The following is a 14,781-nucleotide window of genomic DNA, read 5'->3' as shown; positions in this document are numbered from 1 at the left end:
TCTAATTTTTTTTAAAAAAAACTGGACATTATCAAATATTTTAATACATTTGTCTAAGATTAACACTATAAAAGTTAGACAAAATGAAAACTAAAATTTATTTTTCCGCATTAATTCTATTCTTATTTGCTTTTACGTCATGTAATGATGACGATGATACTCCACCGCAAATGGAATCTCAATTAAACATTGTAGAGACGGCATCTAAAACAGATGTGCTTAGCTCTTTAGTTGCTTCACTTGCAAAATCTGATGAGAGTCCAAACTCTGACCTTATTGGTGCTTTAAGTGGTACAGGACCTTTTACAGTATTTGCTCCTACAAATGATGCCTTTACTGCTCTTTTTGCAAGTTTAGACGGGTATTCTTCTTTGGACGATTTTGATACCGAAGAAGAAAAAGCACTACTTGCTACCATTTTAAAATACCATGTAGTTGCTGGCGCAGCTGTTGCATCTGGTGACTTAACAGACGGACAAGTAATTACTACTCTTTCTGGAGAAGATGTTACTGTTACTCTAAATAACGGCGTATTTTTTAGTGATGCTTCAGAAGCAGATGCACAAGTAGTTACTGCAGATGTAGATGCTACAAACGGTATTGTACACGTTATAAACAAGGTTTTATTACCACAAACAGTAATAGACGCAATTAACCTAGGTACTCTTGTAGATGTGGTTGTTGCTAGTGATGCTTTAACTGTTTTAGAAGCTGCTGTAATTAAAGCTGGCTTAGTAGACACTTTAAACTCAGACGGACCTTTTACTGTTTTTGCTCCTACAGATACTGCTTTTTTAGCATTATTAGATATGTTAGGTGACGATTACACTTCTTTAGATGATTTTGATACTGAGGATGAAATACAATTATTAAAAGACATTTTATTATACCACGTTGTTCCTGCAAAAGTTTTATCTACAGATTTAGCTGCTGGTGAAGTTGGTACTGCTTTAGCAGATAACACAATTGAAGTGGTTGATAACGATGGTACTTTTGTTATCTCTGATGCATCAGATATTAATGCTAATATTTCTGCTGTAGATATTATGGCTTCTAATGGTGTTGCTCATGTAATAGACAAGGTTTTATTACCACAAGCTGCTGTAGATTTTATTGCAGACCAACAACCAACTATTGTAGATTTAGCAGTAGCTACAAACGATTTATCTTTATTAGTTGGTGCTTTACAACAAGCAGATGCTGGTTTAGTAGAATTATTAGGAACAGATGGACCTTTTACTGTATTTGCACCTACTAATGCTGCTTTTGCTGCTTTGTTAGAAGAATTAGGAGATGACTACAATGAGCTTTCAGATTTTGATACTGAAGATGAAAAAGAAATGTTAGCTACTATTTTAAAATATCACGTAGTTGCTGGTACGGCTGCATTGTCTACAGATTTAAGTAACGGACAAATGATAGCTACAGCGCAAGGAGAAGATATTACTATTAATTTAACTGATGGTGTATTTATACAAGATGCTACAGATACAGATGCTGCTGTTGCAACAGCAGATATAGAGGCTAAAAATGGAGTTATACATATTATAGATAAAGTATTATTACCACAAGCAATTGTAGATGCTTTACAGCCTAACATTGTAGAGTTAGCTATTGCTACAGACGATTTATCTTTATTAGTTGGTGCATTACAACAAGCAGATGCTGGTTTGGTTGAGTTATTAGGTATGGAAGGGCCATTTACGGTTTTTGCACCTAGTAATGCTGCTTTTGAAGCTTTATTTGAAGATTTAGGACCAGATTATACAACTTTAGCTGATTTTGATACTGATGAGGAAAAAGCATTATTAGCAGACATACTTAAATACCATGTTGTTTCTGGTGCTGCTGTTTTATCTACAGACTTAACAGACGGACAATTAATTACAACTGCATTAGGACAAGACTTAACTGTTAACTTAACAGGAGGTGTATTTATTGCAGATGCCGGTGATAATAATGGTGAAGTAATTACTGCAGACGTAGAGGCTAGTAATGGTGTTGTACATATTATAAATAAAGTTTTATTTCCAGACACACATTAATTTGAGATAAAATTAGCCTGTTGGTTAGGTTAATTTGGTTGTTGTACCGGTGATGTAAAAAATCACCGGTTTTTATTATTATTTATAAAACATATAGTATCTTAGGAAGATACTTGTTAACTCTTTATGAAAAAAGTTATTATTATAGGGTCTGGATTTTCTTCATTATCTGCTAGTTGCTACTTAGCAAAAGCTGGTTATGATGTAACAATGCTAGAAAAAAATACAACAACTGGTGGTAGAGCTAGACAACTAAAAACAAATGGTTTTGTTTTTGATATTGGTCCTACTTTTTATTGGATGCCAGATGTTTTTGATAAATTTTTTGCTGATTTTGGTAAAAAAACAAGTGAATATTACCAATTAGATCAATTAAATCCTGCATACCAAATTTATTTTGGTAAAAATGACTCTATTTCTATTTCTGAGGATTTTAATGAAACTAGAGACACTTTTGAAAAAATTGAACCAGGCAGTGGTAAACAACTAGAGCGTTTTATAAACAAAGCGCGTATTAATTATGATATTGCCATAAAGAAACTTGTATATAACCCTGGTGAAAATTTATTTGAAATAATAAATAGTAAAACAATTACTAAGCTATACGAGTTTATACTTACTATAAAAAATCAGGTTTCTGGTTACGTAAAAAATGATAAGCTTCGTAAAGTTTTAGAGTTTCCAGTATTGTTTTTAGGTGCAAAACCAAGCAATACGCCCTCATTTTATAACTTTATGAATTATGCCGACCTTAAATTAGGTACTTGGCACCCACAAGGTGGTATGTACAAAGTTGTAGAGGGTATGCAAAAATTAGCACAAAGTTTAGGCGTAAAAACTATTACAGATAGTCCTGTTTTAAAAATTAATATAGAGAACGGAAAAGTTAAAGGTGTAGATAGTAAAAGTGGTTATTTAGAATGTGACATTCTTTTAAGTGGCGCAGACTACCACCATACAGAAACATTATTACCAAAACAATACAGACAATACACAGAAAGTTATTGGGACAAGAAAATATTTGCTCCTTCTGCCCTATTGTTTTTTGTAGGTTTTAATAAAAAAATTGAAGCGGTAAACCATCATACATTATTTTTTGATACTGATTTTGAAGAGCACGCTAAAACAATTTATGACACTAAAGAATGGCCAAATAAGCCTTTGTTCTATGCTAGTTTCCCTAGTAAAACAGATGCTACTAGTGCTCCTAATGGCAAAGAAGCTGCAATATTTTTAGTGCCAATTGCACCAGATATAGAAGACACAAAAGAGTTAAGAGAACATTACTTTAATCAGATTATAGAAAGAGTAGAAAAACTTACAGACCAAAGTCTTAAAGAAGATATTCTATTTAAAGAATCTTATTGTGTAGATAACTTTAAAGATGATTACAACTCCTATAAAGGAAATGCATATGGTTTAGCAAATACGTTAATGCAAACCCATATTTTAAGACCTAAATTAAAGAGTAAAAAAGTAGATAATTTATATTTCTGCGGACAATTAACTGTTCCAGGACCAGGTGTGCCACCATCATTAATTTCTGGCAAAGTAGTAAGTGAACTAATTTTAAAACACAGTAAATAATGAAAGCTCTGTTTGATTCCTCTAGCGTTAATTGTAGTAAATTAATAACCACAACCTATAGTACATCATTCTCTATAGGTATTAAGCTTTTTGCACCTTCTATTAGACCCGCTATATATTCTATATATGGTTTTGTTAGGTATGCAGATGAGATTGTAGACACGTTTCATGACTATGAGCAAGAAACACTTTTAAATGAGTTTGAAGAAGAATACAGAAAGTCGCTTACTCGTAAAATAAGTTTAAACCCAATAATAAATTCTTTTCAAGAAGTGGTTTTAAAATATGAGTTACAAGAATATGTAGATGCATTTTTAACCAGTATGCGTTTTGACCTTAACAAGACAGAATACAGCACTAGAGAAGAGTACAACGAGTATATTTACGGTTCTGCAGATGTAGTAGGCTTAATGTGCTTGCGCGTTTTTGTTAATAATGATAACGCAAGGTTTAATCACTTAAAAGAATCTGCTCAGTACTTAGGATCTGCTTTTCAGAAAGTAAATTTTTTAAGAGACTTTAAAGATGATATAAACGAATTAGGAAGGTCTTATTTTCCAGAGTTAGACACAAATACACTTACACATACTGCTAAAGAACATATTTTATTAGATATAGAAAACGACTTTGCCGAAGCTTACAAAGGCATAGTTCAACTACCCTTAGAAAGCAGATTAGGTGTTTTTGTAGCTTACAAGTACTATTCTAAACTACTTAAAAAACTTAAAAAAGCAGATACTAGTAGTATTATGAATAGTAGAATACGCATCTCTAACCCTCTAAAATTTTTAATATTAACTAAGGCATATATTAGATTTAAATTTAATATTATTTAAAGTAAATTCTTATAACTTTATAGGTTATTAGATGTACTTTAAAACTTAGTTGATGAAATTATTATTTTGCTTTTGGATTTTACTTTTTAATACAACAACAAATTGTTCTAATTTAGATAGCGTAAGAAGTCAGTTTCATACAATTAAAACCAATGATGATTTAAAAAAATTTATTAAAACTTGCGAAGATTTAAATTGTGAATTAGCTACACCGTACGTTGCATCATGCATAATGAAGAAAGCAGAATTTACAATTTGGCCATTTAAAAAACTAGCTTACTTTAATGAAGGAAAAAAAGAACTAGAGAGCTACATTAAAAAATATCCAAATGACCTAGAAGCAAGGTACGTTAGGTATTTAGTACAAAGTAACATTCCTAGTTTCTTAGGCTACAACACAAGAATTGCTGCAGACAAAAAGTTTATCACGGATAATTTAGAAACATCAAAATTACCAGTAAACTATAAAAAAATAATTTTAAAAAATATAAATACAATAAGTCCCAATTAATGAAAATAGTACTTTTTATACTAATTACGGTTGTTACATTTGCTGTTATGGAAGTTATAACTTGGCTAACCCACAAATATGTAATGCATGGCTTTTTATGGATTTTACACGCAGATCATCATCAACCTAAATACCCACACCCTTTTGAAAAAAATGATTTGTTTTTTGTAATATTCGCAATCCCTAGTATTGCCTTATTTTTCTTTGGTATTAGACCACAACTAAACTTTATGTTCTTCATTGGTCTTGGAATTCTTTTTTACGGCATAGCATATTTTCTTATTCATGATGTTCTTATACACCAACGTTTTAAATGGTTTAAAAAAACAAAAAACAAGTATTTAATAGGTTTACGCAAAGCGCATAAAGTACATCATAAACACTTAGGTAAAGCACACGGAGAGTGCTTTGGAATGTTATATGTTCCAAAAAAATATCACAAACAATACAAAGCTTAATGAAACCCTATTACTACCTACTTATAAATATTGCCTGTATAAGCATACCATTTATTGCTAGTTTTTACCCAAAACACGCGTTTTATAAAAAATGGGGTTCTTTTTTTAAAGCGTCTATACCTGTTGCTTTATTTTTTATTATATGGGATTATTGGTTTACTGCAATTGGAGTTTGGGGATTTAACAAAAGTTATTTAACTGGACTTTTTTTAGGAGAATTACCAATTGAAGAAATACTTTTTTTTATAGCTATACCATATGCATGTGTATTTACTTATTTTGCACTTCTGCACTTAGTTAAAAATAATCCACTACAAAAAGCTGAAAAGTATATTACTTTTATACTAACTGTTGTATCAATACTAATAGCTGTTTTATTTTACAACAAACTTTATACATTTACAACAGCAGTTTTAGGAGCTGTTTTTCTTTCATATTTAAGTTATAAAAAAATAAACTTAAGTTACCATTACCTAACATACTTATTAATTATTCCTTTTTTTATGGCTAGTAACGGTATACTAACAGGTAGTTTTTTAGAGTCTCCCATAGTTTGGTATAACAATGCAGAAACTATTGGTTTTAGAATGGGTACCATTCCTGTAGAAGATTCATTTTACGGTCTAATACTTATTTTTATGAATATTGAATTGTTTCGCTTTTTTAACAAAAAGAAACAATTAAACGCTTAATTTTCAATACCTTCTTTATAAACTTTTAAAGCTCTTTCTCTAGCAGATTTATGCTCTACCATTGGTTCTGGGTAATTAAAACCTTCTAACTCTGGTATCCATTGTCTAACATATTTAAAATCTTTATCAAACTTTTTAAGTTGTGTTATAGGATTAAATATTCTAAAATAAGGAGCAGCATCACAACCGGTACCTGCAGCCCATTGCCAATTGCCGTTATTAGATGCTAACTCATAATCTAAAAGCTTTTTAGCAAAGTAAGCTTCTCCCCATTGCCAGTCTATTAACAAATGCTTACATAAAAAGCCAGCCGTTATCATACGTACTCTATTGTGCATATAACCTGTTTGGTTAAGTTGCCTCATACCAGCATCTACCATAGGATAGCCAGTATTACCAGAACACCATTTTTCAAAATCGTCTTTATTGTTACGCCATTTTATACCATCATACTTAGACCTAAAATTTTGAGTGACAACTTTTGGAAAATGATATAAAATTTGAGTAAAAAATTCTCTCCAAACCAATTCACTCAAAAATACACTTTCTAAACCATCTAAGCCTCTAATTAGTTTACGTACACTTACGGTTCCAAAACGTAAATGCGGGCCTAGGTACGTTGTTATATCATCAGAAGGAAAATCTCTTTTATCTGCATATATGCTTAAATGACCTAAATTATAAGGTTGTACCTCTATAGAAGAAGTTGTAAAGCCTAAATCTTCTAAAGAAGGAAAACTATGGTCTATTTTTAATAAATTATCTTTAAAATCACATACTTTCTCTTCTATTAAGCTAGGCTTAAATAAAGATTTCCACTTATTTTTAAACGGTGTATATACGGTGTAAGGATCTCCATCGTTTTTTAGAACATCGTTTTCTTCAAAAATAACACTGTCTTTATATACAGATACATTTATATTTTTTTCTTCTAGAAAGGATATAATTTTACTATCCCTGTCTTTAGCATAAGGCTCATAATCCTTATTAAAAAAAACATTCTCAATAGTGTAATCTTCTGTTAATTTTTTCCACGCATCTTCTGGCGTTGTATGTAGACAAAATACCCCACCATTATGCTTTTTTAAACTTGAATTAACATCTGAAAGCGTTTTGTGAATAAAAGTGACTCTTGCATCGTCATTATCCAATTCGTTTAGAATTTTTTTATCGAAAATAAAAATAGGCAGCACTCGTTTTCCAGATTTTAAAGCATAATGTAATGCTGTATTATCCTCTATTCTTAAATCTCTTCTAAACCAAAAAACCGATATTTTATCACTCATAAAAACTATATTAAAGCTTCATTTCAAAAATAAGGCCTATTCATTAAAAATACTACTTAACATAGTGTAAATACAAGAAAAATAGCCTTGAAAATATAAAATGAAAAAGTTTATTTATACATACCACATAGTTATATTTGTATCCTGCAAAATTTGGCCACGTGGCGGAATTGGTAGACGTGCTACCTTGAGGGGGTAGTGTTCTTATGAACGTGCTGGTTCGACTCCAGTCGTGGTCACAAAAAAAGCGCTTCTAGTAGAGCGCTTTTTATTTTTATGTTTTTAAATTAATTGTTTAATAACTCATTTAATATTTCTCTTGTTTTTGTACTGTTCCAATCTTTTGCTCCTGTTTCTTGTACTACAATTTCCCCTGACTTGCTTAAAATGTATGTAGTGGGAATTACATCATAGTTTAGCTCTTTGGGTAATTTATAATTAGAGTAATACACATTAAAACTGAAGTTATTTTCTTTTAAATAAGCATTTACCTTTGCCACTTTATCACTTGCTAGAAACACAAAAACAACCTTATCCTGATAATCTGTGTATAATTTTTGTAAGCTTGGCATTTCTGCTACACAAGGCGGACACCATGTAGCCCAAAAATTAATTAAAACTACTTTACCTTTATAGTCTTGTAAATTATAAACATCTCCTTTAGCGTTTGTAAATTTCCAATTGTAATTTTGCAATGTAACTTGCTCTTTGGCTTCTATTTTAGCTGCGCTGCCAGAAAAAATTCTGTTTGCAAACACCTTAACTTTAAAACCCAATGGTGTAAATACTATTGCAACTATAAGTACATAAAAAACAATATTGAATATTCTCTTTCTTGTAATCGCCATTACTATTCCGCTATAAGTCTATCTATAGTCTCGTATACCGTATTATTATCCCAGTTAGAGATTCCTTCTTCATAAATAACAATATTGCCTTGTTTATCTACTACATAACTAGATGGTACTTTTTCTGTATTTACAGCGTGCTTAGCATCAATAATTAAATAGGTAACTGGAAAAGTAAATTTCTTTAACGCCATAAATTCTTCTACAACGTCTTTTTCTTCATTAGTAATAATATAAAAATCTACTTTGCCTTTATAAGCATTATAAAAATTCTGAATAGATTGTAGTTCTGCTTCACAATGTACTTTCCATGATGCCCAATTGTTTATAAAAATCACATTTCCTTTAGACTTTTTAAAATTAAACAAGTTGTGATTTTCATCTTTTAAAACCCAGTCATAATCTGTTACTGTTTTCTGATTTTCTTTTGCTATTACAGATGGTGCAGTAGCTACCATTTTATTTAAAAAAATTTTTCCCATATGCCCTAAGGGAGTCCAAAAAAATGCTGCTACAAGAAGCATTATTAAAAGAGTAAAAACTGTTTTCTTTTTCATTTTATATTGTATAGTTACCTCTAAAATATGAAGATAAATTCATATAAAAATAAAAACTCCCGAATTACTTCGGGAGTTTCCTTTTATTAAAACAAACTTGGCTTATGCCGCGTTTTCTTTTTTAATTACATTTAAAGCAGAACCTTCTCTATACCAATCTATTTGAGGTTGGTTATACGTATGGTTTAGCTTAATAACATCTTTACTACCATCTGCATGCACTAACTCTAAAGTTAATTGCTTTTCTGGTGCAAAATCTGCTATATCTACAAAGTTAAATGTATCATCTTCTTGTACAAGATCATAATCTGCTTCATTAGCAAACGTTAATCCTAACATACCTTGCTTTTTAAGGTTTGTTTCATGAATACGCGCAAAAGATTTTACTATTACAGCTGCAACACCTAAATGTCTTGGCTCCATAGCTGCGTGTTCACGAGAAGATCCTTCTCCATAGTTATGATCACCCACAACTACAGATCTAACACCTGCTGCTTTGTATGCACGTGCCGTGTCTGGTACGCCTGCAAACTCACCTGTTAATTGATTTTTAACAAAATTGGTCTTTTTACCAAAAGCGTTAACAGCACCAATTAAACAGTTATTAGAAATATTATCTAAGTGACCACGGAAACGTAACCAAGGACCAGCCATAGAAATGTGGTCAGTTGTACATTTACCAAAAGCTTTGATAAGCAATTTAGCTCCCATTAAACTTTCGTCTTTTATTGGAGTAAATGGCTCTAACAATTGTAATCTTTCAGAATCTGGAGAAACTTTAACTTCTACACCAGAACCATCTGCATCTGGAGCTAAGTAACCAGCATCTTCTACATCAAAACCTTGTGGAGGTAATTCTATACCTAAAGGCATATCTAATTTTACTTCCTCACCATCTTCGTTAATTAATGTATCGTTCATTGGGTCAAAATCTAAACGACCAGATATTGCTATTGCAGCAACCATTTCTGGTGAACCAACAAATGCGTGTGTATTAGGGTTACCATCTGCTCTTTTAGAGAAGTTACGGTTAAATGAGTGTACAATTGTGTTTTTCTCATCTCCTTTAGCATCACTTCTATCCCATTGACCTATACAAGGTCCACAAGCGTTAGTAAATACTGTTGCTCCTAGGTTTTCAAAAATATCTAAAATACCGTCTCTTTCTGCAGTAAAACGAATTTGTTCTGAACCAGGGTTGATACCAAAATCTGATTTAGGCTTAATTTTTTTATCTACAGCTTGTTTAGCAATAGAAGCTGCTCTAGTTAAATCTTCGTATGAAGAGTTAGTACAAGAACCAATTAATCCCCAATCTACTTTTAAAGGCCAATCATTTTCTTTTGCTTTTTCTCCTAACTGACCTACTGGCGTAGCTAAATCTGGAGTAAAAGGTCCGTTTAAATGAGGTCTTAATTCATCTAAGTTTATTTCTATAATTTCATCAAAATATTGCTCTGGATTAGCATATACTTCTGGATCTGCTGTTAAATGCTCTTTTACTTGGTTAGCAGCATCTGCAACGTCACTACGGTCTGTAGCACGTAAATAACGTTCCATAGACTCATCATAACCAAATGTAGAAGTAGTTGCACCTACTTCTGCACCCATATTACAAATTGTACCTTTACCTGTACAAGAAAGGTTTTTAGCACCTTCTCCAAAATATTCTACAATTGCACCTGTACCACCTTTTACAGTTAAGATACCAGCAACTTTTAAAATAACATCTTTAGCTGAAGTCCAACCAGAAATATTACCTGTTAATTTAACACCTATTAATTTAGGAAACTTAAGCTCCCAAGCCATACCTGCCATAACATCTACAGCATCTGCACCACCAACACCAATAGCAACCATACCTAAACCACCAGCGTTAACTGTATGAGAATCTGTACCAATCATCATTCCGCCTGGAAATGCATAATTTTCTAAAACTACTTGGTGAATAATACCTGCTCCTGGTTTCCAGAAACCAATACCGTATTTGTTAGAAACAGACTCTAAAAAGTTAAATACTTCAGCACTTGTAGAATTAGCAACCTTTAAATCTGGTGCAGCACCACTTTTTGCTTGTATTAAGTGATCACAGTGTACTGTTGTAGGAACTGCAACTTTTGGCTTACCAGCTTGCATAAACTGTAGTAATGCCATTTGTGCGGTGGCATCTTGACAAGCAATACGGTCTGGTGCAAAATCTACATAATCTTTACCTCTTGTAAATTTAGTATTTGGATTACCATCCCATAAGTGAGAATACAATATTTTTTCTGAAAGTGTAAGTGGCTTTCCTACTATTTCACGAGCCTTATCTACTCGTTCAGCCATACGGGCATAAACCCCTTTTATCATATCAATGTCAAATGCCATTCCTTTTAGTTTTGAGTTTAATTTATTGCAATTCCACAAAATTAATAAAATCTAAAGGGTAAACGAAGAAATTTGGCAACGATTACTATTATTTTGCTGAAAAATCAAAAAAAAGTACTTGTAAAAATGAATGCATCATTTTTTACTTAAAATTTTATCAAATTGTTTACGAAAACGTTTGAAATTGATTTTTCTTTATTAGAACAATTTAGCAATAATTTGCTCTTCAGAGATACCTTCTGCCTCTGCTTTGTAGTTTTTAATTATTCTATGTCTTAATATACCAATTGCTACAGCTTGTACATCTTCTATATCTGGAGAAAACTTACCGTTTATAGCAGCGTGTGCTTTAGCTGCTAATATTAAATTTTGTGATGCTCTTGGTCCTGCTCCCCAATCTATATATTGTTTTACATAATCTTCTGCTGTGTCTAGATTTGGTCTAGTTTTATTTACCAATTTTACAGCATATTCTACAACATTATCTGGCACAGGAATTCTACGTACTAGATGTTGTACAGCAACAATTTCTTCTGCACTAAACAAAGCGTTAATTGTTGGTTTATTATCTGATGTTGTACGCTTTACAACCTCAACTTCTTCTGCTACAGATGGGTATTGTAATTCTATAGCAAACATAAACCTATCTAGCTGTGCTTCTGGCAAAGGATAAGTACCTTCTTGCTCTATTGGGTTTTGCGTAGCTAAAACAAAATAAGGTAGCTCTAGCTTATAGTTTTGACCTGCTATTGTAACAGACCTCTCTTGCATTGCCTCTAAAAGTGCTGCCTGTGTTTTAGGCGGAGTCCTATTTATTTCATCAGCCAATATAATATTAGAAAAAATTGGTCCTTTAATAAATTTAAAGTTTCTTTTTTCATCTAATATTTCACTACCTAAAATATCACTAGGCATTAAATCTGGTGTAAACTGTATCCGTTTAAAATCTAAACCTAAAGTTTGGGCTATTGTATTAACCATTAAGGTTTTTGCCAAACCGGGCACACCTACTAACAAAGAGTGACCACCTGTATAAATAGATAATAAAATTTGATCTATTACCACATCTTGGCCCACAATTACTTTGGCAATTTCTTGCTTTAATGCGTGGTGTTTTTCAACTAGATTTTTAACAGCAGTTACATCAGACATATAGTTCTACTATTTTTTAAACCAGTTATTTTTAAACTCGCAATCTTTATTGTCTTTATTAATACTAACGTAGGTATCATTAATATGTTCTACCATCCATTTTTGTATAGCATCTACTCTTTTTTGCGTTAATGCTAATTCCTGAATTTTAATATAATCTTGTGCAAAATCCGCTACGTGCTCATCATACCTATTGGTAATCTTCATTATCTTATACTTTTTTGCACCACCTTTTTGCTCTACCTCTAAAATTGGCATAGAGATTTCATTATCTTTAATATCTCTAACTTGGTTGTACAACTCTGGTTGCATTTTAGTAAGCTCAAACTTAGTACTAAAATCTTGTGGGTTTCTTAACTGTCCGCCTTCAAATTTTGTTTCCTTTTGATCAGAAAAATTTAAAGCAGCTTCTGCAAATGTTAATTCTCCATCTAAAATTCTCTGTCTTATTTTCTCTAATTCTATCCTAGCTGCTTCTAGTCTTTCATCAGATACTTTAGGCGCCATAAGAATATGCCTTACATCTCTTTCTTGACCTTTAATTTTTTCTAAGTATATAATGTGATATCCAAACTGTGTTTCAAAAGGTTCAGAAACTTCGCCCTCTTTTAGACTAAAAGTTACATCTTTAAATTCCTTTACAAATCCAGACTCTTTAGATATACCTGGATAAAAACCACCATTAGACCTAGATCCTTCATCCTCAGATGAAATAATTGCTTTAATTTTAAAACTAGAACCACCTTCTAAAACATCTTCTCTTATTTTATTAAGCTTGTCTATTACTTTTTGTTTTTCTTCATCACTAGCTTCTGGTTGTTTTACAATTTGTGCTATCTCTAACTGTGCACCAAAAACTGGTCTCTCATCCTTTGGTATTTTCTTGTAAAATTGTCTAACTTCTTCTGGAGTAATTTCTATTTCTGCTACAATTTTTTGTTGCATTTTTTCAGACAACATTCTTAGCTTATTTATTTTAAAAAGATCTTCTCTTAATGCTTCCTGAGAATCTTTTTTGTAATACTTAAGCAATTTGTCCATAGAACCAATTTGCCCCACTAAACTTTGTATTTGTCTTTCACTTGTTGCATTTACCTCATCATCAGAAACTAACAAACTATCTTGTACTGCTTGGTGTGCGTACAAACGGTCTTCCATTAATTTACCTAACAAACCACATTTAGTTACATCATCTTCAGACACACCTTGACTACGTAAATCTATCAATGTTTTTTCAATATCAGAATCTAATATTACATGATCTCCTACAACTGCAGAAACACCATCTAATTTTATTCTTTTAAAGTTAGATTTTATAGTGTCTTGCGCTATTTGCACAACATCTTCTACCTGCTCTTGTTCTTGCATTGCATTAGCTGTAAAGCTTACAGTTAATAACATTGCTAGTAAAAAAGTAATGTTGTTATTCTTGTTTTTCATATGTCTCAAATTCCTTATTTTTAATAGCTTCATCTATAATATCTACTTCTAGTTTCCTTAAGTATTCTATTCTTCTACGGTTAAGCAAAACACGTTTAATTGTAGGTGTAATATACTGTAAAGGTGCAGGTTCGTTTTTATCTAACATATCTACAACCTTTGTCAAATATACCCCTAATGAATCTTGCATTTCAAAAAATTGTGATTTTTTTAAATACTGCTTCTCATTTTCTGATGTTAAAGGAGGTATTTCGCTAGTTAACCTAGATGCCTCTACCCAAACAGAATCATTAAAGTTAACTTTTCTAAACTGTACACTAATAGAGTCTAAATACATTCGGTCTTTTTCAGTAAAACCTTTTAATTTATCTATTACCGCAGACTTATTTATAAACTGTGGTGGTAACTCTACATAACGTACACGTAGAATTTTTTCGTTTAGTTTAAAATTTTCTTTCTCTTTTTGGTAAAAAGTATTTAACTCCTCCTTGCTAATTACCGTATCTTGCTTTTTCTGTACCAAAGCTTCTTTGTAAGCTCCTGTATACAAATCTGTTTTGTAATTAGCCACAAGCCTATCAAACTCTGTTAACTGCTCTTCAGACAGATTTACTTTAGATTTAGACATAAGCAATTGCTTAGATGCCCAATTATTAATATAATTGGTAACTAAGGTTATACTATCTTCTTTAGCTGTGCCTTTAGGTACTAAATCTACTAAGTCTTCTTTGTATAAAAAGTTCTCTCCTACTCTTGCTACTGCTTCTTTATCTTTATCACTAACAAAAACACCTTGGCAAGAGCTAAGTGTTAACGTGCCATAAAGTATTCCTAACAAGAAAACTAACTTATTTGTATGTTGCATAAATTGGTGCATCACGCAAAAATAACAATTAGATGTTGCGATACAAGATTTATTGTAAAATGATTAACACTTTTTAGCATCAAACAATAAAAAAAGTTAATTTTTAACATCAAAAAACTCCTTTAGACCTTAAA

The 14,781-nt window shown here is 31.7% G+C and carries 13 protein-coding genes and 1 tRNA gene; 7 read left to right on the top strand and 7 right to left on the bottom strand.

The genetic code is table 11. The features are described 5' to 3' along the window. Positions 1–83: 83 nt before the first annotated feature. The 6 genes from AX016_RS08485 (at position 84) to AX016_RS08460 (ending at position 6,129) form a co-directional block, all read left to right on the top strand. Positions 84–2,045 (top strand): fasciclin domain-containing protein, encoded by a 1,962-nt coding sequence (locus tag AX016_RS08485; protein WP_100895192.1) that lies wholly within the window; start codon positions 84–86, stop codon positions 2,043–2,045. Between the two features lie 126 nt (positions 2,046–2,171). Next, positions 2,172–3,632 (top strand): phytoene desaturase family protein, encoded by a 1,461-nt coding sequence (locus tag AX016_RS08480; RefSeq protein WP_100895191.1) that lies wholly within the window; start codon positions 2,172–2,174, stop codon positions 3,630–3,632. After that, positions 3,632–4,468, top strand: a complete 837-nt coding sequence (locus tag AX016_RS08475) for a phytoene/squalene synthase family protein (protein WP_100895190.1) — start codon at positions 3,632–3,634, stop codon at positions 4,466–4,468. The genes AX016_RS08480 and AX016_RS08475 overlap by 1 nt, the downstream gene beginning before the upstream one ends. 52 nt (positions 4,469–4,520) lie before the next feature. Further along, positions 4,521–4,979, top strand: a complete 459-nt coding sequence (locus AX016_RS08470; protein WP_100895189.1) for a hypothetical protein — start codon at positions 4,521–4,523, stop codon at positions 4,977–4,979. Then, positions 4,979–5,437, top strand: coding sequence for a sterol desaturase family protein (locus AX016_RS08465; RefSeq protein WP_100895188.1), 459 nt, complete (start codon positions 4,979–4,981; stop codon positions 5,435–5,437). The genes AX016_RS08470 and AX016_RS08465 overlap by 1 nt, the downstream gene beginning before the upstream one ends. Continuing rightward, positions 5,437–6,129 carry a lycopene cyclase domain-containing protein gene (locus AX016_RS08460; protein WP_100895187.1) on the top strand — a complete coding sequence of 231 codons (693 nt, stop codon included), beginning with the start codon at positions 5,437–5,439 and terminating at the stop codon, positions 6,127–6,129. Before AX016_RS08465 ends, AX016_RS08460 begins: the two co-directional genes overlap by 1 nt. On the opposite strand, the gene AX016_RS08455 is transcribed toward AX016_RS08460, so the two are convergent. Then, positions 6,126–7,415 carry a cryptochrome/photolyase family protein gene (locus AX016_RS08455; RefSeq protein ID WP_100895186.1) on the bottom strand — a complete coding sequence of 430 codons (1,290 nt, stop codon included), beginning with the start codon at positions 7,413–7,415 and terminating at the stop codon, positions 6,126–6,128. The genes AX016_RS08460 and AX016_RS08455 overlap by 4 nt on opposite strands. A gap of 155 nt (positions 7,416–7,570) precedes the next feature. Between AX016_RS08455 and AX016_RS08450 the strand changes: the two genes are divergently transcribed. Then, positions 7,571–7,654, top strand: a tRNA-Leu gene (locus AX016_RS08450). 48 nt (positions 7,655–7,702) lie between these two features. On the opposite strand, the gene AX016_RS08445 is transcribed toward AX016_RS08450, so the two are convergent. The 6 genes from AX016_RS08445 to AX016_RS08420 form a co-directional block, all read right to left on the bottom strand. Beyond that, positions 7,703–8,263, bottom strand: a complete 561-nt coding sequence (locus AX016_RS08445; RefSeq protein WP_100895185.1) for a TlpA family protein disulfide reductase — start codon at positions 8,261–8,263, stop codon at positions 7,703–7,705. A gap of 2 nt (positions 8,264–8,265) precedes the next feature. Beyond that, positions 8,266–8,820, bottom strand: coding sequence for a TlpA family protein disulfide reductase (locus AX016_RS08440; protein ID WP_232732612.1), 555 nt, complete (start codon positions 8,818–8,820; stop codon positions 8,266–8,268). A gap of 102 nt (positions 8,821–8,922) precedes the next feature. Continuing rightward, complete coding sequence (locus tag AX016_RS08435) at positions 8,923–11,190, bottom strand: aconitate hydratase (protein WP_100895184.1); 2,268 nt, start codon at positions 11,188–11,190, stop codon at positions 8,923–8,925. Between the two features lie 198 nt (positions 11,191–11,388). Then, the gene (locus tag AX016_RS08430) at positions 11,389–12,342 is read right to left on the bottom strand and encodes an AAA family ATPase (protein ID WP_100895183.1); all 954 of its coding nucleotides are present in this window, start codon (positions 12,340–12,342) and stop codon (positions 11,389–11,391) included. Between the two features lie 9 nt (positions 12,343–12,351). Continuing rightward, positions 12,352–13,782, bottom strand: coding sequence for a peptidylprolyl isomerase (locus AX016_RS08425; RefSeq protein ID WP_100895182.1), 1,431 nt, complete (start codon positions 13,780–13,782; stop codon positions 12,352–12,354). Beyond that, positions 13,766–14,647 (bottom strand): peptidyl-prolyl cis-trans isomerase, encoded by an 882-nt coding sequence (locus AX016_RS08420; RefSeq protein WP_232732611.1) that lies wholly within the window; start codon positions 14,645–14,647, stop codon positions 13,766–13,768. Before AX016_RS08420 ends, AX016_RS08425 begins: the two co-directional genes overlap by 17 nt. Between the last annotated feature and the right edge of the window lie 134 nt (positions 14,648–14,781).

It is taken from the genome of Cellulophaga sp. RHA19, assembly GCF_002813425.1.
Classification (GTDB): Bacteria; Bacteroidota; Bacteroidia; order Flavobacteriales; family Flavobacteriaceae; genus Cellulophaga.
This window is presented reverse-complemented; position numbering and strand designations above follow the sequence as displayed.

Excerpts from the sequence above, each read along its gene's own strand:
- AX016_RS08485 (WP_100895192.1), top strand. The coding sequence starts at position 84 with ATGAAAACTAAAATTTATTTTTCCGCATTAATTCTATTCTTATTTGCT.
- AX016_RS08480 (WP_100895191.1), top strand. The coding sequence starts at position 2,172 with ATGAAAAAAGTTATTATTATAGGGTCTGGATTTTCTTCATTATCTGCT.
- AX016_RS08475 (WP_100895190.1), top strand. The coding sequence starts at position 3,632 with ATGAAAGCTCTGTTTGATTCCTCTAGCGTTAATTGTAGTAAATTAATA.
- AX016_RS08470 (WP_100895189.1), top strand. The coding sequence starts at position 4,521 with ATGAAATTATTATTTTGCTTTTGGATTTTACTTTTTAATACAACAACA.
- AX016_RS08465 (WP_100895188.1), top strand. The coding sequence starts at position 4,979 with ATGAAAATAGTACTTTTTATACTAATTACGGTTGTTACATTTGCTGTT.
- AX016_RS08460 (WP_100895187.1), top strand. The coding sequence starts at position 5,437 with ATGAAACCCTATTACTACCTACTTATAAATATTGCCTGTATAAGCATA.
- AX016_RS08455 (WP_100895186.1), bottom strand. The coding sequence starts at position 7,415 with ATGAGTGATAAAATATCGGTTTTTTGGTTTAGAAGAGATTTAAGAATA.
- AX016_RS08445 (WP_100895185.1), bottom strand. The coding sequence starts at position 8,263 with ATGGCGATTACAAGAAAGAGAATATTCAATATTGTTTTTTATGTACTT.
- AX016_RS08440 (WP_232732612.1), bottom strand. The coding sequence starts at position 8,820 with ATGAAAAAGAAAACAGTTTTTACTCTTTTAATAATGCTTCTTGTAGCA.
- AX016_RS08435 (WP_100895184.1), bottom strand. The coding sequence starts at position 11,190 with ATGGCATTTGACATTGATATGATAAAAGGGGTTTATGCCCGTATGGCT.
- AX016_RS08430 (WP_100895183.1), bottom strand. The coding sequence starts at position 12,342 with ATGTCTGATGTAACTGCTGTTAAAAATCTAGTTGAAAAACACCACGCA.
- AX016_RS08425 (WP_100895182.1), bottom strand. The coding sequence starts at position 13,782 with ATGAAAAACAAGAATAACAACATTACTTTTTTACTAGCAATGTTATTA.
- AX016_RS08420 (WP_232732611.1), bottom strand. The coding sequence starts at position 14,647 with ATGCAACATACAAATAAGTTAGTTTTCTTGTTAGGAATACTTTATGGC.